Annotated in this window: 15 protein-coding genes; 11 read left to right on the top strand and 4 right to left on the bottom strand. The window is 62.4% G+C overall.

Annotated features, from left to right (window positions below):
- The 7 genes from EK16_RS08750 to EK16_RS08715 all read left to right on the top strand — a co-directional run.
- Positions 1-312 (top strand): hypothetical protein (locus EK16_RS08750; RefSeq protein ID WP_197059663.1); only part of this gene is annotated, 312 nt, incomplete at its 5' end.
- 102 nt (positions 313-414) lie between these two features.
- Positions 415-1,278, top strand: coding sequence for a hypothetical protein (locus EK16_RS08745; protein WP_156098546.1), 864 nt, complete (start codon positions 415-417; stop codon positions 1,276-1,278).
- Position 1,279: 1 nt separating this feature from the next.
- Positions 1,280-3,925 carry a molybdopterin-dependent oxidoreductase gene (locus EK16_RS08740; RefSeq protein ID WP_081910432.1) on the top strand — a complete coding sequence of 882 codons (2,646 nt, stop codon included), beginning with the start codon at positions 1,280-1,282 and terminating at the stop codon, positions 3,923-3,925.
- Positions 3,926-3,993: 68 nt separating this feature from the next.
- Positions 3,994-4,668: a 4Fe-4S dicluster domain-containing protein gene (locus EK16_RS08735; protein WP_038036433.1), complete on the top strand. Its 675-nt coding sequence runs from the start codon at positions 3,994-3,996 to the stop codon at positions 4,666-4,668.
- Between the two features lie 541 nt (positions 4,669-5,209).
- The gene (locus EK16_RS08725) at positions 5,210-5,899 is read left to right on the top strand and encodes a TorD/DmsD family molecular chaperone (protein ID WP_051929152.1); all 690 of its coding nucleotides are present in this window, start codon (positions 5,210-5,212) and stop codon (positions 5,897-5,899) included.
- 265 nt (positions 5,900-6,164) lie between these two features.
- Entirely contained in the window at positions 6,165-8,087 is a 1,923-nt protein-coding gene (locus EK16_RS08720; RefSeq protein ID WP_051929151.1) for a sensor histidine kinase, read from the top strand.
- Positions 8,084-9,445, top strand: a complete 1,362-nt coding sequence (locus tag EK16_RS08715; protein ID WP_051929150.1) for a sigma-54-dependent transcriptional regulator — start codon at positions 8,084-8,086, stop codon at positions 9,443-9,445. The genes EK16_RS08720 and EK16_RS08715 overlap by 4 nt, the downstream gene beginning before the upstream one ends.
- 155 nt (positions 9,446-9,600) lie before the next feature.
- Here EK16_RS08715 and EK16_RS08710 read toward each other — a convergent pair whose 3' ends face one another.
- The 4 genes from EK16_RS08710 to nirB form a co-directional block, all read right to left on the bottom strand.
- Positions 9,601-11,493, bottom strand: a complete 1,893-nt coding sequence (locus tag EK16_RS08710; protein WP_038036430.1) for a DmsC/YnfH family molybdoenzyme membrane anchor subunit — start codon at positions 11,491-11,493, stop codon at positions 9,601-9,603.
- A 371-nt stretch (positions 11,494-11,864) separates the two neighbouring features.
- Positions 11,865-14,090, bottom strand: coding sequence for a molybdopterin oxidoreductase family protein (locus tag EK16_RS08705; RefSeq protein WP_038036429.1), 2,226 nt, complete (start codon positions 14,088-14,090; stop codon positions 11,865-11,867).
- 250 nt (positions 14,091-14,340) lie between these two features.
- Complete coding sequence (nirD, locus tag EK16_RS08700; RefSeq protein ID WP_038036428.1) at positions 14,341-14,670, bottom strand: nitrite reductase small subunit NirD; 330 nt, start codon at positions 14,668-14,670, stop codon at positions 14,341-14,343.
- A complete protein-coding gene (gene nirB / locus EK16_RS08695) occupies positions 14,670-17,114 on the bottom strand; it encodes a nitrite reductase large subunit NirB (RefSeq protein WP_038036427.1) in 2,445 nt (814 codons plus the stop codon). Before nirB ends, nirD begins: the two co-directional genes overlap by 1 nt.
- A 483-nt stretch (positions 17,115-17,597) precedes the next feature.
- On the opposite strand from nirB, the gene EK16_RS08690 reads away from it, so the two are divergent.
- From EK16_RS08690 to mobA, 4 genes are all read left to right on the top strand, one after another.
- Positions 17,598-19,106, top strand: a complete 1,509-nt coding sequence (locus EK16_RS08690; RefSeq protein WP_081910431.1) for a NarK family nitrate/nitrite MFS transporter — start codon at positions 17,598-17,600, stop codon at positions 19,104-19,106.
- A 254-nt stretch (positions 19,107-19,360) separates the two neighbouring features.
- Positions 19,361-21,067 carry a bifunctional protein-serine/threonine kinase/phosphatase gene (locus EK16_RS08685; RefSeq protein ID WP_038036426.1) on the top strand — a complete coding sequence of 569 codons (1,707 nt, stop codon included), beginning with the start codon at positions 19,361-19,363 and terminating at the stop codon, positions 21,065-21,067.
- Positions 21,068-22,340: 1,273 nt separating this feature from the next.
- A complete protein-coding gene (locus tag EK16_RS08680; RefSeq protein ID WP_038036561.1) occupies positions 22,341-23,270 on the top strand; it encodes a formate dehydrogenase accessory sulfurtransferase FdhD in 930 nt (309 codons plus the stop codon).
- 38 nt (positions 23,271-23,308) lie between these two features.
- A complete protein-coding gene (mobA, locus tag EK16_RS08675; RefSeq protein ID WP_038036425.1) occupies positions 23,309-23,953 on the top strand; it encodes a molybdenum cofactor guanylyltransferase MobA in 645 nt (214 codons plus the stop codon).
- The last annotated feature ends 84 nt before the right edge of the window (positions 23,954-24,037 follow it).

Genomic DNA, 24,037 nt, shown 5'->3' with positions numbered 1-24,037 from the left:
GGCATGTCCGGTATGGGCGGCATGTCCGGTATGGGCGGCATGTCCGGCATGGGCGGCATGTCCGGCATGGGCGGCATGTCCGGTATGTCGGGGATGGCCGGAATGGCTGGCAAGGGTGCCGGCTGGTTCTGCACGCAATGGACCTACAAGGGCGCCATGGGCGGCATGTCGGGCATAAGCGGCATGTCCGGGATGAGCGGCATGGGCGGCATGTCCGGAATGTCAGGAATGTCTGGCATGGGTGGCATGTCGGGCATGTCCGGGATGGCCGGCCAAAAGCATTGGACGCCGCCGCACAAGAAGAAAAAGTGACACGCTGATCGCGGGGAAGGCACAGAGAGCCCTGTGCCTTCCCTTCCGGCCTGCGCCTCCTGTGCAGGCCGTGGGCGCGAACCTTTTGGGCTGGAGAGGATCATGAGAGGGAGAGAGGCTGGCACGGGCGCCAGGTGGCTGCCGATTGCAGCCGTCCTCGCCACCACGATCATGGCGGCAACGGCCATGGCCGAACAGCCGCAACTGCGGGGCAAGACCATCAAGGGCGTTTACGTGCCTAAGCAGTATCTGCGCGCCAAGTGGCACAAGCTGCACTTCAAGCCATGGATCGACAAGGCAACGAACGAGCAGTGCCTCGTCTGTCACAAGGAAATTCTGACTCACAAGCCGCGCAAGACCTCACCTGCCGGGTGGAAGGCGGATTCGGTGCTGGCCTGGTATCAGACGCTGGATACCTATGAAGGCCCGCAGATGACCTTTCATGCGCGGCATCTCACCTCGAAATACGCCAGACAGGTGATGAACCTGAAGTGCACCTTCTGCCATCAGGGCCTTGATCCGCGCGAGGAAGCGCCCGGCTCGCATGCCGGCAATCAGAAGGATGCCGGCTTTACCCTGCGCAAGACGGTGGATCCGTCAAAAACCTGCCTGAGATGTCACGGCACGTTTCCTTTCCAGTTCATGGAGGGGCTGGAAGCGGACTGGTCGAAAATCCGCAAGGATTTCGAGGATGAGGAAACGCCCAATGGCTGCCTGACGTGCCATGCCGAAACCTATCGCACGGTGCGCCATCAGGTGACCTACCTGAAGCCCGAGAACATCGAGAAGCTGGCGAAGAAATCATCCGACGTTTGCTACGGCTGCCACGGCGGGCGCAAGTGGTATCGCATCTCCTATCCCTATCCGCGCCATCCGTGGCCCGGCATGAAGGACGTGGTGCCGGAAACGCCTGAATGGGCCAAGAACCGCCCGACACAATCCGAAAAACGCTACCGGAGGAAGTGAGATGACGCTGGAACACGAAGGCGGCGCGCCCGAGATCTTTGATCTGCGCACGGACTCGCTTCCCGGTGCGCCGAAACCCGTCGACCTGTCCAATTTCCAGTCGCTCTTGCGCGGGGTGGCGCGGCTGAACACCTCGCGACGCTCCTTCCTGAAGGGGTTGTCTGCCACCGCCGCGGGGCTGGGTCTGCTCTCCGCCCTCACGGCGAAGCCGAAAAAGGCTGAAGCCTTCGCCTATGAGCCCTATCCGCGTGATGACGATCTAAAGACCGTGGTTACCTCGTGTGCGCACAACTGCGGCTCGCGGCACATGTTGGTGGCGCACAAGAAGGGCGACGTGATCGTGCGTCTGTCCACCGATGACGGGCGCTATCAGAAGGACGGTCATTTCGGCAAGGACACGGAGGAAGAGCCGCAGGTGCGCGCCTGCCTGCGCGGGCGCTCCTATCGCCTAAGGCTCTATTCGCCGGAGCGGCTGCTTTATCCGATGATGCGCGTGGGCGAGCGCGGCGAGGGCAAGTTCAAGCGCGTGAGCTGGGATGAGGCGCTGGACTTCATCGCCCACAAGATGGTGGAGATCAAGCAGAAATACGGGCCCACCGCGCTGCTGGATCAATCCTACGCCGGCGCGTCCTACGGCGTGCTGCACAAGTCGGATCAGATCGAGGGCCTGCTGGGCCGGTTTCTCGGCATGTTCGGCTGCCGCACCTCGTCATGGTCGGTGCCGTCCTATCAGGGCACGACGTTCTCTTCCCGCATCACCTTCGGCACCATCGAGGACGGCAACGAGGATGATGCCTTTGCGCACTCCAAGCTCATCATCATGTGGGGCTGGAACCCGGCCTACACCTTCCACGGCGGCAACACCTTCTATTACATGCGGCTGGCCAAGCAGCGCGGCTGCAAGTTCGTGCTGGTCGATCCGCAATACACCGACTCCGCCGCGGCCTGGGATGCGTGGTGGATTCCCATCCGGCCCAACACGGATGCCGCCATGATGGCCGGCATGGCGCACTACATCTTCACCAACAACCTGCAGGATCAGGCGTTCATCGACCGCTTCGTGCAGGGCATGGACGAGGGCACCATGCCCGGCTGGGCCAAGGCGCAGGGGCACGAGAGCTTCAAGGACTACATCCTCGGAAAGAACGACGGCGTGCCCAAGACGCCGGAGTGGGCCTCGGAAATCTGCGGCGTGCCGGCGGAGGACATCAAGAAGCTGGCGCACATGTATGCCACCATCAAGCCTGCCGCGCTGAAGGCCTCCTGGGCGCCGGGGCGCAACGCTTATGGTGAGCAATACAACCGCATGGCCGCCGCGCTGCAGGCCATGACCGGCAACATCGGCGTGCTTGGCGGCTCCTCGGAGGGCGTGGGCAAGGCCTTTCACCTGCCGGCGGTGGCCTATCCGTATGATCAGTATGCCAATGTCTGGTTCGCCTCCATCAAGTCCGACCGCTGGGCGCACTGCGTGCTGAATTACCCCAACGTGAAGCGCGAGGAGATTGGCCTGTGGCCGCGCACCGATCAGCTGGACGGCGTGATCCCCAACATCAAGGGCATCTTCTGGCAGGGGTCGGACTGGTTCAACCAGCTCACCAACATCAACAAGGAAATCGAGGCCATAAGGAAGCTGGAGCTGGTGGTGTGCATGGACAGCACCATCACCCCATCCGGCCTGTGGGCGGACGTGCTGCTGCCGGTGGCCACGCATTTTGAGCGGCATGACATCGCGCTGCCCTGGTACAAGGGGCACTACTTCATCCACCGGCCCAAGGTGATTGAGCCGATGGGCGAATCGAAGACGGATTTTCAGATTTTCACCGAGCTGGCGTATCGCCTGGGCTTCGGGCCGCAATACAATCCCAAGGCCACGCGCGAATACTTCTTCAACCCCGATCCCGTCGATGAGGCTTACCTGCGCGCGTTCTGGGAGCGCGAGGTGATGGGCCACATGGGCGTGGAGATGAGCTGGGAGGAGTTCAAGAAACGCGGTGTGTACAAGTTCAAGCTCAAGGAGCCGCACGTGGCCTTCCGCGATCAGATCGAGAAGGGCGTGCCCTTCAACACGCCCTCGGGCAAGATCGAGATCTTCTCCACCACGCTGGCGCAGATCAAGGATTTCACGCGCACGGCCTATGGCTATCCCATTCCGCCGATTCCAAAGTGGATCGAGCCGTGGGAGTGGCTGGGCGACAAGAAGAAGACGAAGAAATACCCCTTCCATCTGGTCACGCCGCATCCGCGCTGGCGCACGCACACGATCTTTCACAACATCCCGTGGCTGCGCGAGACCTATGAGCAGGAGGTGACCATCAACGCTGCGGATGCGAAGCGCCTCGGTATCAAGACAGGCGACATCGTGGAGGTCTACAACGACCGCGGCAAGGTGGTGGTGCCGGCCTATGTGACCGAGCGGGTGATGCCCGGCGTGGCGGTGCTGCACGAAGGGGCGTGGATGGATCTGGACGAAAACGGCGTGGACCGCGCCGGCAACCCGGATTTTCTCACGCTCGACAATCCGTCGCCGGCGGGGGCCTTCGCCTACAACACCATCCTCGTCAACATCCGCAAGACCACCCTGGCGCATCGCCCCGGCTGGGACCGGCTGGCCACGGCGCGCTCTGTTGTCTACCGCCGCGATGACTGAGGCGGCGGCGTTTTACAGCGCGCAAGTGCAGGGCGTGAAGGCATATCAGCAGGGAACGGACGATCATCATGGCGAAGAAACTGGACAAGCAGAAACTGCGCGAGGCGCTGAAGCGCAAGGTGCGGCAGATCTACGAACCGGTGAAGCCCAAGGTGCAGATGGGCTTCATCCACAACAACGTGGACTGCATCGGCTGCCGCGCCTGCGAAATGGCCTGCAAGGACAAGAACGGCCTGCCGCCGGGGCCGCGCTTCCGCCGGGTGCAATACATCGAGGGCGGCACCTTTCCGAAGGTCTATGCCTACAAGGTCAACATGTCGTGCAACCACTGCGCGGAGCCGGCCTGTCTGCCCACCTGTCCCACCGGCGCCATCTGGAAACGGCCGGACAACGGCGTGGTGGATATCGACTCCAGCTTGTGCATCGGCTGCCGCAAGTGCGAGGCCGCCTGCCCGTTCGGTGCGCCGCAGTTCATCCCGGAGCTGAACATCGTCGCCAAGTGCAACATGTGCATCGACGAACTGGAAGCCGGGCGCAAGCCCTATTGCGTCATGGCCTGCATGATGCGGGTGCTGGATGTCGGCCCCATCGATGAAATCGACAAGGGCACCTATGAAACCAAGGCCTATTCCGAGGCGGACAAGAAGAACCTCGTGCGGCGGGTGAAGCATATGGCCGACCCGGCGCTGACCAACCCGTCCATCCGCTTCATCGCCCATGAGCAGGGGAAGGTGAAGGCGTGAGTTGCGTGTTCTCGTCACCCCGGCGCAAGCCTTAGGTCTCGTGCCACGGGTTCATGAGTGAATGGCCTGAGATGCCGGCTTTCGCCGGCATGACGAAAGAAGCCGGCATGCGAATGAGGCCGGCATGCGAATGAGGCTGGCACAACGAGTCGGTGACGGTCCCTAAGGATCGCATCTCTCATCCTCCCCCTGGTAGGGGGGGCGGCGCTAAGCGCAGGGAGGGGGTCGGGCAACGGACGCATAAGGTTGTGGCCCGACCCCCTCCCTGCCCTCCCCCTGCCAGGGGGAGGGAATGAACGCGGCACGGCATGAGTCAAACACGTGTCAGAAATCATTTGAGCTGATGTCGAGAGTAAATGAGAGCTGTCCTCTTATTCACCTCCCCCTGATAGGGGGAGGTTGGCCCCGACAGGGGCCGGGAGGGGGTCGGGCCACAAACGCAGAGTTAAATTGCCCGACCCCACCCTGCCCTCCCCCTGCCAGGGGGAGGGAAATGAAGGACGGGCTGACGTGAAAAATCGCGAGAAAACGGGAGTGTGGCATGGCGGAGGTGAACCGGGAGGAAGAGGCAACGCTGCGGGCGGCGCTGGCGGAGGATGCGCTGCTGCTGGCGCGGCTGCATGGGCGCGAGCTGGATGCGCAAGTCTTGCGCGAGTTGCGGGCGGGGCCGTTTGAGACGCTGTTCGCCCTGCTGCCGGAGGACGAGGCGGCGAAACAGGCCTGTCATGTCATCGATGCCGGCTGGGAGGTCTTGGACGAGGGGGATGAACAGAAACTGCTGGATCATCTGGCCGCTGATTATGCCGCCACCTATCTTACGCACCGGCTGCGCGTGCCGGTGACGGAATCGGTGTGTCTGGACGAGGACAATCTGGAGCGTCAGCAGCCGATGATGGAGGTGCGCGCATGGTATCGCCGCTTTGGCGTGGCGGCGCGCAACTGGCGCAAGCAGGCGGATGATCACATCGCGCTGCAACTGGCCTTCATCGCGCATCTGCTGCGCGCCACGCAACCCGATGCGGAAAATGGCGCACCGGCGGCCAGCCCCGAGGACATCACCGCCTTCATGGATGCGCATATCCTGAAATGGATCGACGAATTCGCGGCGGCGGCGGCCAGCCGCTGCGGCACGCCGTTTTATGCGGGGCTGGGGATGTTCACCCGCTGCTGGCTGAGGGCGCTTAGAGAGGTGCTGACACGGCTGAGGGCGCAGATGAATGCGCCCGCTTAAGTTGTGGATAAGTCAGTCCTTTTCGCAAAGGCGCATGGTGCTGTTCTTCAGGCATGCGCGGGACAGAAAATTGCGGCATAATACTGCCTTGAGTTGTCGAATGCAGCACACGGCACGACATATCGTTGACGTCTTTCTCGTCACCCCGGCGAAAGCCTTGAGACTTGTGCCGCAAACGCATGCGCTTGTGGCCTGAGATACCGGCTTACGCCGGTATGACGATGCAAGTATCATGGTGTAGGTAATCGGAGTTCAGGCACCGGGCATGGTTCTGATCCAGCGGCTGAAAGGAAGTGTGGGGGGCCGTCTGCTGCTTCTGCTGGCGGTGCTGCTCGGTGTGTCCTCGGCCGTTTTCCTTGCCCTCTTCATCCGGCTCTATCAGGACCAGCTGGCCGAAGAGCGGCGCGCCGCCTCGCATCAGCTCTCCATGCTGTTTCAGGCGGCGCTGGAAAATGCCATGATCAAGCGCGACCTGCCGGGCCTGCGCGACATTCTCAGGCGACTGGGGCGGCAGCCGGAAGTGCGGCAGGTGATGCTGGTCAATCCGCAAGGGGTTGTGCGCTTTGCCTCACACCGGCGCCTTCTGGAAAAACGCATAGATCGGGAAGAGCTCGCTTTCTGCAAGAAGGACGCCTGCCCTCTCGGCTGGCCGCCGCGCAAGACCTACACGCGCCTGTTCGAGACCGGAAAGGGCACGGTTCTGCGCACGGTCAAGCCCATCCGCAACAAGCGGATCTGCCAGGCCTGTCATGGCCCGCTCACCAAGCATCCCATCAACGGCGTGCTGATTGCCGATTTCGACGCCAGCGCCCTGAAAACCCAGGCCCTGATCGGCGCGGCGGGGCTGGCGGGCGCGGGCGCGCTGGTGATGATCGTCACGCTGCTTGCCGCCTGGTGGTTCATTCACGGGCAGCTACTCTCGCCCCTGCAGGCGCTGGCCGATGCCGCCACCCGGCTGGCGGGCGGGGATTTCTCCGCACGCGCCCCGGTGCGCGGCGATGATGAACTGGGAAGACTAGCCCGCTCTTTCAACATGATGGCGGAGAAGGTGGAGAAACTGATTCACCGCCTTTCCGCCCATGACGCCTTTTTGCAGGCGCTCATCGACGCGGTGCCGGAAGGTATTCGCGTCATTGGCCCGGATTACCGGGTGCGCATGGTCAACCGCGCCTATCGCGCCCAGCATCCTGAGACGGAAGGATCAACGCCGCTGTCCGAACCCTGCTATGCGGCCCATGGCGGAACGGAGCCCTGCGCCCATTCCCTGGTCACCTGTCCGCTGGAGGTGTTTCGCAATGGACGGGGAGAGCCCTTGCGGCTTCTGCATACGCACATTGGCCCGGATGGCGAACCGTTGCCGGTGGAGATCGTCGCAGCACCGCTGATCGATGCCAACACCGGCGAGCCGCTGGTGGTGGAAGCCATTCGCGACCTATCCAAGCAAATCGACATCACCCAGGAGCAGCGGCTGGCGGAGCTGGGGCAGCTGGCGGCAGGCATTTCACACGAGATACACAATCCGCTCGCCTCGGTGCGGCTTGGGCTTTCCGCCATGCTGCGGGCCATGGAACGCGGCAGGCCACCTGCGGAAGTGAAGGGCTATCTGGAGCGGGTGGAAACGGCGGTGGATTCCTGCATTGCCGTGACCGACCGGCTGTTGCGCATCTCCATGCCGCCTTCGGAAAAGCCGCAGCTTGTCGATCTCGCCACGGTGGCCGATGACGTTCTCTCCCTGTTGCGCTTCGAGGCGGAAAAACGCGGCGTGATCCTGCATCGCCGGTTAAAGCCCGGGCGGATCCTGGGGCATGAGAGCGATATGCGCATGCTGCTGATCAATCTGGTGCAGAATGCCTTTCATGCCATGCCTCACGGCGGGGCGCTGACGGTGCGCACCGGCACGGAAGGGGATGAGGCACTGCTGGACGTTATCGATACCGGCTGCGGCATGGACGCGGAAACGCGCAAGTTCATCTTCCATCCCTTCTTCTCGCGGCGGGCCGACGGCAAGCATGGCACGGGGCTGGGCCTGACCATCTGCCGCGCCATCGTGGAGCGGCACGGCGGGCGCATCGAGGTGTTCAGCAGCCCCGGCAAGGGGGCGCGTTTTCTCGTGCGCTTTCCTCTGCCCCGCCGCGGGCACTGTCATGGCGCCAGCCGGCATGATGAAACGCAGGGGGTGGCCTCATGATGCATCAGGCGGCGGCCCATATTCTGGCCATCGATGATGATGCCCTGTTCAACGATCTGCTCACCGAGCAGCTGGCGGAGCATGGTTTTGCCGTTCACGGCGCCTCCTCCTGGGCGGCGGCGCAAGACTGGCTTGCCGATCACGAGCCGGATCTGGTGATTCTCGACATGCGCCTGCCGGATGCCGACGGGCTTGAGGCGTTAAGGGCGCTGGTGCCGCGCTATCCTGTGATTGTGCTTACCGCCTATGGCTCGGTGCGGCAGGCGGTTGAGGCCATGCGCTTCGGGGCGGCGGAATATCTGATGAAGCCCGTCAATCCGGATGAGCTGGAGCTTGCGGTGACGCGCACGCTGGGGCATGCGCGGCTGCGGGAGCGGCTGGATGTGGTGGAAAGCACGGCCCTAAGACGGCGCACCTCCCTGATGGTGGGCACATCAGAGGCATTGCAGCGGGTCTCGCAGATGATCGATGCGGTGGCGGGCGAGGATGTCACCGTTTTGATCACCGGCGAATCCGGCACGGGCAAGGAGCTGGTGGCGCGGGAGATTCACGAACGCTCCCGCCGCGCAACGGCAAGCTTCGTCACACTCGATTGCTGCACGCTGCAGGAAAACCTCTTTGAATCGGAGCTGTTCGGGCATGAGAAGGGTGCGTTCACCGGCGCTGACAAGCTGAAGAAAGGGCTGATCGAGGCTGCGCGCGGCGGCACCCTGTTTCTTGACGAGATCGGCGAGATCGGGCCGGCCATTCAGGCCAAGCTCCTGCGTGTGCTGGAAACCGGCGAATTCCGCCGGCTGGGCAGCACCAAGACGCTGCATTCCGATGCGCGGATTTTGTGCGCCACCAACCGGGATCTGGCGCAAATGGCGCGGGAGGGATCTTTCCGTGCCGATCTTTATTATCGGCTGTCCACTTTCGTCATCGAGGTGCCGCCCTTGCGCGCGCGTAAGGAGGACATCCCGGCGCTGGTGACGCATTTCCTGAGCAATCATGATTTCTCCCGCCGCGTGCCCAAGGAGATTTCACCCCAGGCGCTGGACATCCTTCTGGGTTATGACTGGCCCGGCAACATCCGCGAGCTGCGCAATGTGATCGAGCGCGCCATCATTCTTTCCGGCAACAGCCCGGTGCTGAAGCCGGAGCACATTGTGCTGGGCACGGAAGATGCGGAAAGAAATGGCGGCTTCACCCTCACATTTGAGGCGCCGCCAACGCTTGAGGATTTGAAGGAACGCTATTTTCGCGAAACCTTTCAGCGACTGGGCGGCAGCCCGGCGCAGATCTCGCGCGCGCTCGGCATTTCGGAGCGCAACGTCTACCGCCTTATCAAGAAATACGGCCTGAAGGAAAGCGCCTGACGTCTGCCCGTTTTCTTTCCGGCGGGGTGTGGTGGTTGCGGGAATTTGTGTCTGTTCTGGCATGATCACGGCAGGGAAGAAAAAGGCCGCAGGGCCCTCATGGGCGCCTGCGGCCAAGGTGACGCGCACGTGGGGTCCGCGTCAACTGGAGAAGGTCAACCGGTGAAAATGCGTTTGAACTGATCCCATTTCTCTTCCCAGGTGGTTTCGCGGATGGTGCGGATCAATTCATCCAGACGGAACGGATGGTGCCGCTCATAGGCCACGCCGACCATGGGATTGTCCGCCAGCCCCACCTCGCGCGCGTGCTCGATGAAGCCCGGATTCTTCCAGAAGTAGGCACCGGGCATGGTGGTGGGCACCACCACGGCGAAGAACAGCGCGCGGCCAAGCAGTTTCTCGCCGAACAGGGCAATGCCGAGCGGCACGAGCGCCGCCGCCCAGCCGGTCAGCCCAAGGATCAGCGCCGTGGCGATGGCCGCGCCCAGAAGCGCCATCCTGAGCGTGAAGGTGTGGCCATAGGTGCGCGTCATGAACACCCAGGAGACGGCCGCCTCGGAGCTGGCCTTGTGCTGCTGCTTCCACTGCACAATCAGGGCCAGTGCTTCGGCGGCAAGCGCCAGCGCCACCAGCCAGCCGGTGAACTGCCCCAGCGCGGCGGTGTAAACGCCACCTGCGAGCACCGCCAGCGCCAGCAGCACGCTGCCCAAGGAAAGCGCGGTGGCGGCGAAGGCCACGCCCGTGTGCCCGTGATCCCAGTAGGGCCGCGCCTTGATGCGGTAGAGGCGATACATGTAGTAGCCGCCGAAGCCCATGCCCGCGAGCGCCAGCACGGCGGAAAGTTCGCGTAAAGCTCCGGTGAAGGCGTTGTCGAACAGGTTGAAGAAGGCATAGCCGACAAGCCCCGCGAAGAAGGCGGACACGCCCGCGATCTCGCGGCTCACCGGCGAGTGGCGCAGGTTATAGAAGCCGCGGTAGAAGCGGTGCGGCCGGCCTAAGTGCATGTTCAGCTTGAACAGGCCAAAGGCGGCGATGATCACCATCAGCCACGGCAGCCATTTGCCCACGCCCGCATCCGCAATGGCGGCCACAGGCGCAAACCCGGCCCAGCGCCCCAGCACCAGCAGCAGAAAGGCGCCCATCACCGCCTGCACCGACAGGGTGAAGGCCACGTGCGCCATTTCATGGGAAGTGAGCAGCTTCTTCAGGTTCCACGCCTTTTCGGGGAACTTGTCCTCGTCCACCTCCGGCAGATAGCGCCCTTCCTCATCGTTCAGGTGATAGCGGATGGGCATGGAATCCACCCGCTTCACCTCGCGCTCCAGCGTCTTCATCTGCTGGAAGCGGATGTTCGGGTGCGTGATGTTCGGGTCGGGAAAGCCGGGGATGGACAGCGCCGCCTGCACCCGGTTGTCCGGGATGTCCTCGATGACGCCGAAATCCAGCGCGTTGCCCAGGCAGGCGGCGACGCAGGCGGGCTTCAGCCCCACCTCCAGCCGGTCCACGCACATGTTGCACTTGCGCACGAAGCCGGCCACCGGATCCAGCTGCGGCGCGTTATAGGGGCAGACCCAGGTGCAGTAGCCGCAGCCGAAGCAGATGTCCGGATCCTGCAGCACCGCGCCGTATTCGGCGAACTTGGTATAGGCCCGCGTGGGGCAGCCCTTCAGGCAGACGGGATCGTCGCAGTGGTTGCAGGCCATGGAGATGTTGAGCCGGCGATAGGCCGGGTAGGTGCCGCACTCGACGATGCCGACGGAGCGGAAGGCGATGTGCGGCGGCAGATCGTTCTTCTCCGAACAGGCCGTCTCGCAGGCGTGGCAGCCGATGCAGTTGTCGGCGTTGAAGTAGAACCCATGCTGGTGATAGCGCATGGGGTTGCGCATGTTGTGCCCCGGCTCGTCGCCGTTGACGATGAAGGGCTCTTCGCGCAGGGGGCTGCCCTCGGGCGCCGTCTCGATCTCCTTGCCCCACTGATTGGTCTTGCGCTTCGGTTCGCGATTGCGCAAACACGCGTATTCCGGCTCGTTATCGCGGCGGTTGAACATGGCTCTAGAAGGTCCTTAAGTCCTTGGGTTCCGGGCCGTTGCCGGGCGTGGTTCTTGGCGATAGCGATCCTCCCCCTGACAGGGGGAGGTCGGTCCCGCAGGGGCCGGGAGGGGGGCGGGCAACAGGCGCCGGAGCCAGCGGCCCGACCCCCTCCCTGCCCCTCCCCCTACCAGGGGGAGGGAACGCAAGACGCGCGTCCGAGCAAACATCGCATCTGATGATTTGGCACGATGCAATGAGAAGAACCTCGTCACCCCGGCGAAAGCCGGGGTCTTGAGCCGCAATCTCATGGGGTCATGGCCCAAGATGCCGGCTTTCGCCGGCATGACGGAGAAAGACCTCGGCTTGCATCTCACTGCATGCGCCATCATCAGAACGTCCTCATGTCCTTGCACAATCTTGCGGCGTGTTCCTGATCGGCGATGCGCTCGATGCGGCAGGCCTGCTGCTTGTAGGCCGGCTGACGCGAATGCGGGTCCAAGAGCCCCAGTGTGAGGCGGTTGGCCGCGTTGTGAAAATGAAACGGCAGGAACACCATGTCGTAGGGCACCCGGCCGGTGGGGATGGCCATGACGATGGCATCGCCCCGGCGCGAGACAAGGCGCACGTATTCGCCATGCCGGACACCTAAGTCACGCGCCGCATCCGGGTTGATCTCGATGAAGGGGATGGGGCTGAACTTGTTGTTGTTGGCCACTTTTCCGGTCTTGGTGCGGCCGTGCCAGTGTTCCACCAGCCGCCCGGTGTTCAGCCAGAAGGGATAGTCCTCGTCCGGATGCTCGTTGTTGTCCACCCACGGCAGCGGGATGAGCTTGGCCTTGCCATCCGGGTGGCAGAAAGTGGCGGGTTTGGTGTAAAGCCGCACGCCTCCCTTCGGCGGTGCCTCGCCGCGCTCGCGCTGTTCGATGGTGTAGGGCCACTGAATGCCTTTGTGTTTCTCGATCAGGTCGTGATCCATGCCGGAATAGTCGGCGAGACGGCCCCTGGAGAGCTGACGCATCTCCTCGAAGACATCGCGGGCCTTCTCGGGGAATGTGAGCGGGGGCTTGCCCTGCTCTTTCACCCGCTCGGCATTGAAGCGCTCAGCCACGCGGTTGAAGATCCACAAATCCGGCTTCGCCTCGCCCGGCGGGCTGATGATGGGCTTGACGCGGTTTACCCGGCGCTCGGTGTTGGTCATCACGCCGTCCTTTTCCGCCCAGGTGCCGCCGGGCAGATAGACATGGGCGTATTGCACGGATTCGGCATCGAAATAGCAGTCCTGCACACAGCAGAATTCCAGCTGCTCCATGGCGCGGCGCACGCGGGCGGAATCGGGCAATGATGTGAGCGGATTGGTGGCAATCAGCCATAAGCCCTTGATTTCGCCCGCTTCCATGGCCTTGTAGATATCCGTCTGCGTCAGGCCCCGCTTGCGCGGCAGAAAGTCCTCGTCGATGCCCCAGAACTCCGCCACTTCCTTGCGGTGCTGCGCGTTCTCCAGGAAACGGAAGTTGGGAAGCCCAGAGGTGCTGCCCCATTCGCGCGTGCCCATGGCGTTGCACTGACCGGTAATGGACAGGGGCGCGCCGCCGGGCTTGCCGACGTTGCCGGTGATCAGCGCCAGGTTGTTGATGCCCACCACGCCGTCGGAGCCGTGCGTGGACTGGTTGATGCCCATGGTCCAGACCTGCATGGCCGCCTTCGCCCGGGCAAAGGCGCGGGCGACGGTGACGATGGTGTCCGGATGGATGCCGGTGATCTGGCTGGCGCGGTCGGGCGTCCACTTGGCCACTTCCTCTTTGAGTGCCTCAAGGCCGGTGCAGTTCTTCTCGATATAGTCCTTGTCCTCCAGCCCCTCGGCGAAGATGACGTGCATCATGGCGTTCATCAGCGGCACGTCGGTGCCGGGACGGATGGGCAGGTGCAATGAGGCATTCTGCGCCAGCATGGTCACGCGCGGATCCACGGCAACGATGGGAAAGCCGCGGCGCTCGTGCGCATCCTTCAGCCGCCAGTACATCACCGGGTGCTGTTCGGGCATGTTGGAGCCCCAGGCGATGAGATAGTCGGTGTGCTCGAAGTCCTCGTAGCAGCCCGGCGGGCCGTCGGAGCCGAAGCTGCGCTTGTAGCCGGAGACGGCGGAGGCCATGCACAGGGTGGTGTTGCCGTCATAGTTGTTGGTGCCGATAAGCCCGCGGGTGAGCTTGCCCAGCGTATAGAACTCCTCCGTCAGCATCTGGCCGGTGGAGATGATGGCGAAGGCATCGCGGCCGTATGTCTTCTGGATTCGGCGGATCTCCGAGTAGAGCCGGTCAAGGGCGGAATCCCAAGTGCTTTCGCGCCACTGGTCGCGGATGTGGTCGCGCTCCATCACCTTCGTGCCGCGGCCGGCATTGCGGAAGATCTCGAACTCGAAGATGCCTTTCAGGCACAGCTTGCCGCGATTGACGTCGGCCTCGGCATTGCCGCGGCAGGAGACGGCCTCGCCCGCCTCGTTAAAGCCAACATCGATGGAGCAGCCGGTGGAGCAATAGCCGCAGGTGACGGTCTTCCATTCCACCACTTTCTTGTCCGGCAAAACGACGGGATTTTTCTTCGTGCGCCCGAACAGCATGGTCTTCTTCCATTTCCGTGTTTGTGTCCCGCTCGTCATCCCGGCGAAAGACGCGATCTCGTGCCGCATCCTCGTGCGTTTCTATCTCACGGGACCGATCCGTTTTTGTTCCCTCCCCCTGGCAGGGGGAGGGACAGGGAGGGGGTCGGGCAACGACCTCATGCGTCTGCGGCCCGACCCCCTCCCGGCCCCTGCGGGGCCGACCTCCCCCTACCAGGGGGAGGAAAAGGGAGGGGAGTTCCAACCTCCATCACGCCCCGCCCAGCTTCAGGTAAACCGCGCCGTCTTTTACCTTCACTTCATAGGTGGCCACCTTTCCTTCATCCGGCGCTTCCGCCTCGCCGGTTTTCAGGTTCAGCACCCAGTTGTGCAGCGGGCAGGTGACGTGACAGTCGTGCACGATGCCTTCCGAGAGCGGCCCGCCCTTGTGCGGGCAGCGGTTGTCAATGGCGTAGAAGTTGCCATCGCCCGCATGGAACAGGGCGATGTCGCCACTCTTCGTGCGCACCACCCTGCCCGACAGCGGCGGAATGTCCGCCACCTCGGCCACCTTCACCCACTCATCGGTCACAGTCGTCATCACACCAGCTCCGCCACGGGTTTGAACTCATCCTCGTGCTTTTCGGCCATCTCCGCCCAGGGGTCGACTTGCGCGAACTGCTGGGAGAAGCGGAAGCGCTCAAACAGTGCCTTGCGGTTCTTCTCGTCCTCCAGCCGCTCCTTCACCCAGGAGAGGCCCTTGCGCTCGATCCACGGGGCGGTGCGCTCCAGATAGTGCGCGGTCTCGCGATAGAGCTGGATGAAGGCGCCGGCCCATTCCAGCACTTCCTCCTCCGTTTTCACCTTGGCGATGAGGTCTGTCACCCGCACCTTGATGCCGCCGTTGCCGCCCACGTGCAGCTCGTAGCCGGAATCGACGCAAACCACGCCAAAGTCCTTGATGGTGGCCTCGGCGCAATTGCGCGGACAGCCTGAAACGCCCATCTTGAACTTGTGCGGCATCCAGCTGCCCCAGGTGAGCTTCTCCAGCTTGATGCCGAGCCCCGTTGAATCCTGCGTGCCGAAGCGGCACCACTGTGCGCCCACGCAGGTCTTCACCGTGCGCAGCGCCTTGCCATAAGCATGGCCGGAGATGAGGCCCGCCTTGTTGAGATCGCGCCAGATGTTCGGCAGGTCTTCCTTCCTGATGCCAAAAAGGTCGATGCGCTGCCCGCCGGTGACCTTCACTTCCTTCGCGCCATATTTCTCCGCGGCATCGGCAATGGCGCGCAGCTCCTCCGGCGTGGTCACGCCGCCGAACATGCGCGGCACCACGGAATAGGTGCCGTCCTTCTGGATGTTGCCGTGGGCGCGCTCGTTGATGAAGCGGGAGCGCAGGTCATCCTCGTATTCACCGGGCCAGGCGCAGAGCAGGTAATAGTTCAGCGCCGGGCGGCAGGTGGCGCAGCCGTTGGGCGTGCGCCATTCGAGGAATTTCATGACATCGGGAATGCTCTTCAGCCCGTTGTCGAGAATGGCCTTGCGCACCTGATCATGGGTGTAGTCAGTACAGCCGCACAGGGGCTTTTCCGAGGGCGCGGCGGAATAATCCCCGCCCAGCACGGACGCGAGAATCTGTTCCACCAGGCCGGTGCAGGAGCCGCAGGAGGCCGAAGCCTTGGTGACCTTGCGCACATCCTCCAGCGTGAACAGGCCCTGCTCCTTGATGGCGGCGATAATCTCGCCCTTGCTCACGCCGTTGCAGCCGCAGATCTCGGCATCATCCGGCAGGTGGGCCACGCTGTCCTCAGCATGGCCGGCATCGCCCAAATGCGCCTGACCGAACAGCAGGCGGCCGCGGATGTCGGAAATGTCCGAGCCTTCGCGGATGAGCTGGAAATACCAGGTGCCGTCCACCGTATCGCCATAGAGCACCGCACCGGTGAGGCGGTTGTCCTCAATCACCAGCTTCTTGTAGACGCCGCCCTTTTCATCCTTGAGGATCAGCTCATCAGCGCCGTTGCCGCCAAGGAAATTGCCGGCGGAGAACAGGTCAATGCCGGTCACCTTCAGCTTGGTGGAGGTCACCGAGCCTTCGTAGGTCATCCAGCCGCGCCCGGCCAGATGGTTGGCCAGCACGCGCGCCTGTTCATACAACGGCGCCACGAGGCCATAGCACACGCCGCGATGCTGCACGCATTCGCCGACGGCATAGATGCGCGGGTCATAGGTCATGAGATAGTCGTTCACGACAATGCCGCGCTCGCAATAGAGCCCCGCCTCTTCGGCAATTTCCTTGTTGGGCACGATGCCGGCGGTCATGACCACCAGCTCGGCGGGGATTTCCGTGCCGTCCTCAAGCTTCACCGCGCGCACGCGACCATTTTCATCGCCGAGGATCTCGGTGGTTTTGGCCGGCATGACGAATTTCATGCCCCGCTCCTCAAGCGAGCGGCGCAGCATGGCGCCGGCCTCCGCGTCCAGCTGGCGCTCCATGAGCGTGTCCATGAGGTGGACAACGGTCACTTCCATGCCGTTCTTCATCAGGCCGTTGGCAGCCTCCAGGCCCAAAAGGCCGCCGCCGATGACCACGGCATGGCGATGGTTTTTCGCCGCCTGAAGCATGGTTTCCACGTCGGCGATGTCACGGAAGCCGATGACGCCTTCAAGGTCATTGCCCGGCACGGGCAGGATGAAGGGGCGCGAGCCGGTGGCGATGATCAGCCGGTCATAGGGCACGCGGCGTTCATCGGCCAGCACCACCTCGCGCCGGGCGCGGTCGATGGCAGTAGCCCGCACGCCGGAGATCAGCTCAATGCCGTTTTCCGCATACCATTCGGGCGGGTTGAGCATGATGTCATCAAGGGTGCTCTCGCCCGCCAGCACCGGAGAGAGAAGGATGCGGTTGTAATTGCCGTATGGTTCCTCGCCGATGACGGTGATGGCATAGCGCGCCGGATCGAGCTTGAGGATCTCCTCCACCGTGCGCACACCGGCCATGCCGTTTCCGATGACGACGAGGCGTTCCTGTTCCCTGCTGTTCATCGTCCTGGCTTCCATTTGCCTTCTTAAGACCCTTCATCCCGCACTTCAGCGCCGAAGGCCCGCACCGCGCCCTGATCATGTGAGCGCCTTTTCCTGCAGGGCCTGCCTTGCCGGGCAAGGCGGCGCCGCTCATGCACGTCAATTGCAATACAAGGGCCGTGCCAAACGGGCGGGACGTGAAGAGGAAAACGGCAAGCTGTTGATTTTCCTGGCATTTTGAGATACCGCCCTTGTGAGCGCTCAGGCAGGGACATTGGAAAAAATGCCTGATGAACAGGCAAACGCGCATTTAATTGACTAATTTTTATGCAGTCTATTTTCATGCATGATTTTTGTGCATTTATTTTTGCCGTTGAAAAACAAAACGTTAGGTCATCCTCTCCGCATCACGGAAAACTGGCACACCCCTTGCTCCTTCTCCCGTGCGAGCGTGAATGACGCCTCCTTGCCCGGGCAGGCGGCATGTTGTCGGGAGACTTCACCATGAGCAAGGACACGAGCAGGCTTTCAGAAACGGAAAGCGCCCCCGCGCGGCTTAACCCGCTGGCATTCAACCGCCCGGAAATCCGCGTGCTGCATTTCACCTGGATCGCCTTTTTCATCACCTTCTATGTGTGGTTCAACCACGCGCCGCTGCTGAAGATGATCGAGCAGTCGCTGGGCCTGACCAAGCAGGAGCTTAAGACCCTGCTCATTCTCAACGTGGCCATGACGATCCCGGCGCGCATCGTCATCGGCATGCTGGTGGACAAGTTCGGGCCTAGGCAGGTCTATTCGGCCCTGCTTATCATCGGCGGTGCCATTTCGGTTGCCTTCGCCCTGTCGCAGGACTTCGTGCAGGCGGCCATCCTGCGGTTCCTGCAGGGCTTCATCGGCGCCGGCTTCGTCATCGGCATTCGCATGATCTCCGAATGGTTCCCGGCGAAGACCGTGGGCCTGGCGGAAGGCATCTACGGCGGCTGGGGCAATTTCGGCTCGGCGGCGGCGGCCATGACCATTCCCTCCATCGCCCTGCTCTTCGGCGGCGAGAATGGCTGGCGCTGGGCCATCGCCCTGTCCGGCGTCATCGCCATCATCTACGGTGTGTTCTATTTCTTCGCCGTATCCAACACGCCGAAGGGCTCCACCTATTTCCGGCCGAAGCGCACCGGCGCGCTGGAGGTCACCTCCCCGCGCGATTTCTGGCTGCTGCTTCTCATGAAGGCGCCTTTGGTGCTGGCGCTCGGGCTTTTGGTGTGGAAGCTGGGGCAGGCGAACCTGGGCGTCCTGCCCGGCTGGCTGGAATGGACGGCCTATGCCGTGTTGCTCGGCCTTTATCTGTGGCAGGCCTATCACATCTGGGAGATCAACAAGCACGTTTTCGAGCGCGAGGTGCCGGAGCTGGACCGCTATGACTTCCGGCAGGTGGTGGCGCTGGATATTGCCTATTTCGCCACCTTCGGCTCGGAGCTGGCGGTGGTGTCCATGCTGCCCCGGTTCTTTGCCGACACCTTCGGCCTGTCTGCCGTTACCGCCGGTTTGCTTGCCTCATCCTATGCCTTCATGAACCTTCTGGCGCGGCCCGCCGGCGGGCTGATTTCCGACAAGTTCGGCCGGCGCGGCAGCCTGATGGTGCTGCTGGCGGGGCTGGCGCTAGGGTATTTCGGCATGAGCACCATCGATTCCGGCACCTGGCTGCCGCTGGCGGTTGCTCTCACCATGCTGTGCTCCTTCTTCGTGCAGTCCGGCGAGGGTGCGGTGTTCGCCATGGTGCCGCTGATCAAGCGCCGCTTAACGGGCCAGATCGCCGGGCAGGTGGGGGCCTATGGCAACGTGGGCGCGGTGGTGTTCCTTACCGTCTTCTCCTTCGTGACGCCGAAGATATTCTTCCTCTTCATCGGCGCCTGCGGGCTGATTGCGCTTCTGGCGGTCTGGGCCTTCCTGAAGGAGCCGAAGGGCCACATGGCGGAAGTGCTGCCCGACGGCACGGTGGAGCTGATCAAGGTGGAGTGAGCATGAGTATACATAAGGGCATGATCATAAAGTGAGTTTAAGCCACCGCAATCCGCATCCCCTCCCGGTGGGGGGGGGGGGGTGGGGGGGGGGGTCGGGCAACATCGTCAAGAGCGTGCGGCCCGACCCCCTTCCCGGCGCTGGCGCGCCGGACTTCCCCCTATCAGGGGGAAGATTAAGAACATTGCGACACCTTCCCTGCCTTGCGATGACTGTTGGTGTGAAGAACTTCCCTTATTCATCTGGATGTGCGTATGAGCAAGCCCGTTATCGATATCGGCCAGCATTCGGAAAAGGGGCCGAAGGAGAGCAATGACGACTCCTTTGGCGTGCTGCTGCCTGAGCCGCCCCTGTGCGAGACCAAGGGGCTGGCCATGGCCGTGGCCGATGGCATGAGCTCCTGTGCGCAGCCGAAGGCGGCCTCGGAAACGGCGGTGAAGAGCTTTCTTGAGGACTATTACGCCACGCATGAAAGCTGGAGCGTGGAAACGTCGGTTTCGCGCGTGCTCACCTCGGTCAACCGCTGGCTTTACGGGCAGGGACAGGGCGCAAGCGGGCACGGGCTGGTCACCACCTTCACCGGCGCGGTTCTGAAAGCGGGCGTGTTGCATGTCTTTCACGTGGGGGATTCGCGCCTTTCCCTGCTGCGCGGTGGCGAGCTGAGGCCACTGACGCGCCTGCATCGCATCACCATCGGGGAGAAGCGCGATTATCTCTCGCGCGCGCTGGGCATTGACGTGGCGGTGCGGGTGGAACATCGCGAGGTGCCGGTGGAGGCGGGCGATGTTCTGGTGTTCACCACCGACGGCGTGCATGACGTGCTCAAGGATGCCGATATTGTGCGCCTCATCGACAAGCACGGGCAGGATCTGAACGCGGCGGCCAAAGCCATCTGCGAAGCGGCACTGGAAGGGGGCAGCGATGACAACGTGACCTGCCAGATCGTGCGCATTGTCAATCCCGGTGTGCCGGATGAGCATGCCTGGCACAAGCGGCTGGCGGCGCTTCCCTTTCCGCCGCCGCTGGAGCCGGGGCAGGTGCTGGACGGCCTGCAGATCGTGCGCGAGCTGCATGCCTCCTCCCGCTCTCAGGTGTATCTGGCGCGGGATAGGGAGAGCGATCAGCTGGTGGTGGTCAAGACGCCCTCGCCGCATTACGAGGACGATCCGGCCTATATCGAGCATTTCATGCGCGAGGAATGGATCGGCCGGCTTATCGACAGCCCGCATGTGGCGAAGGTCATTCGCCGCGAAACCCCGCGCACCTTTCTCTATTTCTGCATGGAATACATCGAGGGGCCGACGCTCAGGCAGTGGATGAACGACAATCCGCGCCCGCCCCTGTCCAAGGTGCGCGACATTGCGCGGCAGATCGTCTCGGGCCTGCGCGCCTTTCACCGGCGCGAGATCGTGCATCAGGATCTGAAGCCCGAAAACATCAAGATCGACCGCGACGGCACGGTAAAACTCATTGACTTCGGCTCCGCGCACGTGGCTTCGTTGGAGGAACTGCGCCTGCCGGAAGAGGATCGCGGGCCTTTGGCCACCGCCGGCTATGTGGCGCCGGAAGCTTTGAGCGGTGCGCGGCCGGACAAGCGCCAGGACATCTACGCGCTCGGCGCCATTGTCTATGAAATGCTCACAGGCCGCCTGCCCTACGGCAAGCCGCTGGAATCAGAACGCCAGGCGGCGCGGGCGCAATACCGGCCGGTGAAGCGATATAACCCGGAAGTGCCCGTTTGGATGGACCGGGCCATCGAAAAGGCGGTGGCCAAGGATCCTCAGCGGCGCTATCAGCTGATGAGCGAATTCTTGCGCGACCTTTCCCGCCCCAATCCGAAATTCGCCACCGGGTCCGATGCGCCGCTGATCGAGCGCGATCCGGAAGCCTTCTGGAAATGGCTGGCCATCGGCTCGCTGCTTCTCAACCTGCTTCTTTTTGTCCTGCTGATGAAGCCCTGACGGCCACCCTGGCAGGACGCGCCACCAGATCGCTCTCTGTCTCATCACCCCGCAGATCAGCCCAAGGGTATTCAAGGAAATTCAGGACGCATGCCGTTGCCGGCAAATCGATCGAAGAAAAAAACTTTCCATGAGCAAGGAAGCAGTTATTTAACTCATTGATAAACAAAAATAAAACTCCATCAACTCAGTTGCCCTTGATATTCCTTTCACTCATGAAGCACCGCTTTTCCCTCCCCCTGGCAGGGGGAGGGGAGGGGCAGGGAGGGGGTCGGGCGGCAACCTCATGAGCCTGTGGCCCGACCCCCTCCCGGCGCTTCGCGCCGACCTCCCCCTATCAGGGGGAGGTTAGGATCTTGCGCGCTTTCTGCCTGCCGCCCGTTGCACTGGGGCCAATTTAGCTTCTGACGACAAGCGTTTGTTTAATTCATTGAAAAACCATAGGAAAATATCATTGCCGGACTTGCCTGTCCCGGGCTTGTCTGTCCCCGGGCTTGAACCGGGATCCCGGCAATCCAGGGCAAGGGATGAGGCGTTTTTGGTGGGTGATGGTGCTTTCCAGCAGGCTTGATCTGAGCCGTATGAAAAAATGCCGGAAGGGGATTGTATCCCCTTCCGGAACGTTTTGGCGGGGTATGTTACCCCGCCACTCATGCTATAGGTGGGGTTGGAAACCCCGCCAAAAGGTTGGGTTAGGATGTACAACATCCTTCCGGCGATAAGCCTCTAACCTGGAAGAACCGTTCCTGACTGCCACCAACGCATGCATAAACCGCCCCTGGATGCCCAGGACACGCCCCGGCATGACGTAATATATTGATATTCCACATAAAAAATAACCCACTCCAAGTTTGGGCGATGGGGAAAGAATGCCCTGGTAAAAGCATCTATGGTGCATGTGAGTATTCACATCTTTCGTGGTGAAAATGACCTGCAACGCTTAGAACAATTCAATTGGACACGCTTGAGCGAAAGGCCCAAGTTTCGTGATGCAAATTCATGAATTCGTGGCCTTAAGTTTCCGGCTTAAGCCGGTATGACGATACAAGCGTCGTGTCATGTGCCATTCTGAAGGATAGACTCTTTTCTTCCGGCATGGGATATCGTGACCGTCAATCACTTGATGGCGGGCTTTGCTGATGCGTAAAAGGGCCCGCGCCCAAGTCTTTGCCCTGCCAGGGGCATCCGGGCGGTTTGGCGGACAGCGGGTGTCACGAGGATCGTTTCATGTTGCCAGCAAGCGGGCTAGGCCTAAGCGGCCGGGATGAGCGCCATGGATGATGCACATGACCGCCCTGATACGATGAAAGATTTGCCCATCCTGCCGGATCCGGATGATCCGGCGCTGACACGCGTTGTGGAGGTTCATGACGAACACGGCAGGGCCTTGCGCACCCATGCCGTGCGCGAGCGGCCGCTGACCATCTTTCTCAATGGTCAGGAGGTGATAACAGCCATGACCATCGGCGATCATCCGGACTGGCTGGCCGTTGGTTATCTGCGCAATCAGGCGATGCTGCGGGATGATGATGAGATTACCGCCATCGATTATGATCCGGACATCGCCACCATCGTGGTGCGCACGCGGCGGCAGACCGACTATGAGGAAAAAATGCGCCGCAAGGTGCACACCTCGGGCTGCGCGCAGGGCACGGTCTTTGGCGATGTCATGGAGGAATTCGAGAAAATCCGGCTTTCCGATTCGGCGGTTTTATACACATCCTGGCTGTATGCGCTGCTGAAGCGCATCGTGCACCTGCCCTCGCTTTACATGAAGGCGGGGTCAATTCATGGCTGTGTGCTGGCGCGGCGGGATGAGCCGCTCATCTATGTGGAGGACGTGGGCCGGCACAATGCGGTGGACAAGATCGCGGGCTGGATGTTCCTCAATAAGGTGTCGCCCGAAGACAAGATCTTTTTCACCACCGGGCGGCTGACCTCGGAAATGGTGCTGAAATGCGCGGCCATGGGCATTCCCATCCTCATCTCCCGCTCCGGATTTACCGCCTGGAGCGTGGAGCTGGCGCGGCAGGTGAACATGACGCTGATCGGACGCGCGCGCGGGCAGCGCTTTCTCTGCGCCGCCGGTGATCATCGCATCATCCGGGATGTGCCCCTCTCCGATGCAAGAGGGCAGGATGCGCGGCCGGAAAGGGAAAATGGTGATGCGCCTTTGCGCCCGGCACATGGCAAGCGGCGCTGATCCGGACAAAAACCAAGGCGGGGCGGCAGGCAAAGGATATGACCAAAACGCAGGAGCATCCGGCCAAGGAGGCGGTCGCGGGCGTCATTCTCGCCGGCGGGCTGGCCCGGCGCATGGGCGGAGAGCCCAAGGCGCTCATTCGCCTTGGGGAGAGGATGCTGATCGAGCATGTGATCGAGAGGCTTTCGCCGCAGGTTGATCACGTGCTGATCAATGCCAATACCGATCACGAAACACTGAAACGGCTGGGCTATCCCGTGCTTGAGGACGTGTTGCCGGGGCATGCCGGGCCGCTCGCCGGTGTTCTCACCGGCATGCGCTGGGCGGCGCAACAGGCGCCGCAAGCGCGCTGGCTTGTCTCCGTGGCCGTGGACACGCCGTTTTTTCCGCATGATCTCGTTGCGCGCCTTCTGGCCGCTGCCGAAACGAGCAAGGCGCGGATCGTGCGCGCCTGCTCCGGCGGGCGGGCGCATCCGGTGTTCGCCCTGTGGGACATCGCCCTGGCGGAGGATCTTGAGAAGGCCATGCGCGATGACGCCATGCGCAAGATCGACCGCTACACCGCCCGGCATGCCATGGCCGAGGTGACCTGGCCTGATGCACCCTTTGATCCGTTTTTCAACATCAACCGGCCGGATGATCTCAAACAGGCTGCGCACATTCTCACGGCGCAGGACTCCTAAGCGCCCCCGGGTATGACGTTTTCCCATGGTTTTTCAACGAATTAAACAAACACTTGTTGTCAGAAGCCAAATTGCCCCCGGTGC

It is taken from the genome of Thermopetrobacter sp. TC1 (assembly GCF_000746275.1).
Classification (GTDB): domain Bacteria; phylum Pseudomonadota; class Alphaproteobacteria; order Rhizobiales; family Aestuariivirgaceae; genus Thermopetrobacter.
This window is presented reverse-complemented; position numbering and strand designations above follow the sequence as displayed.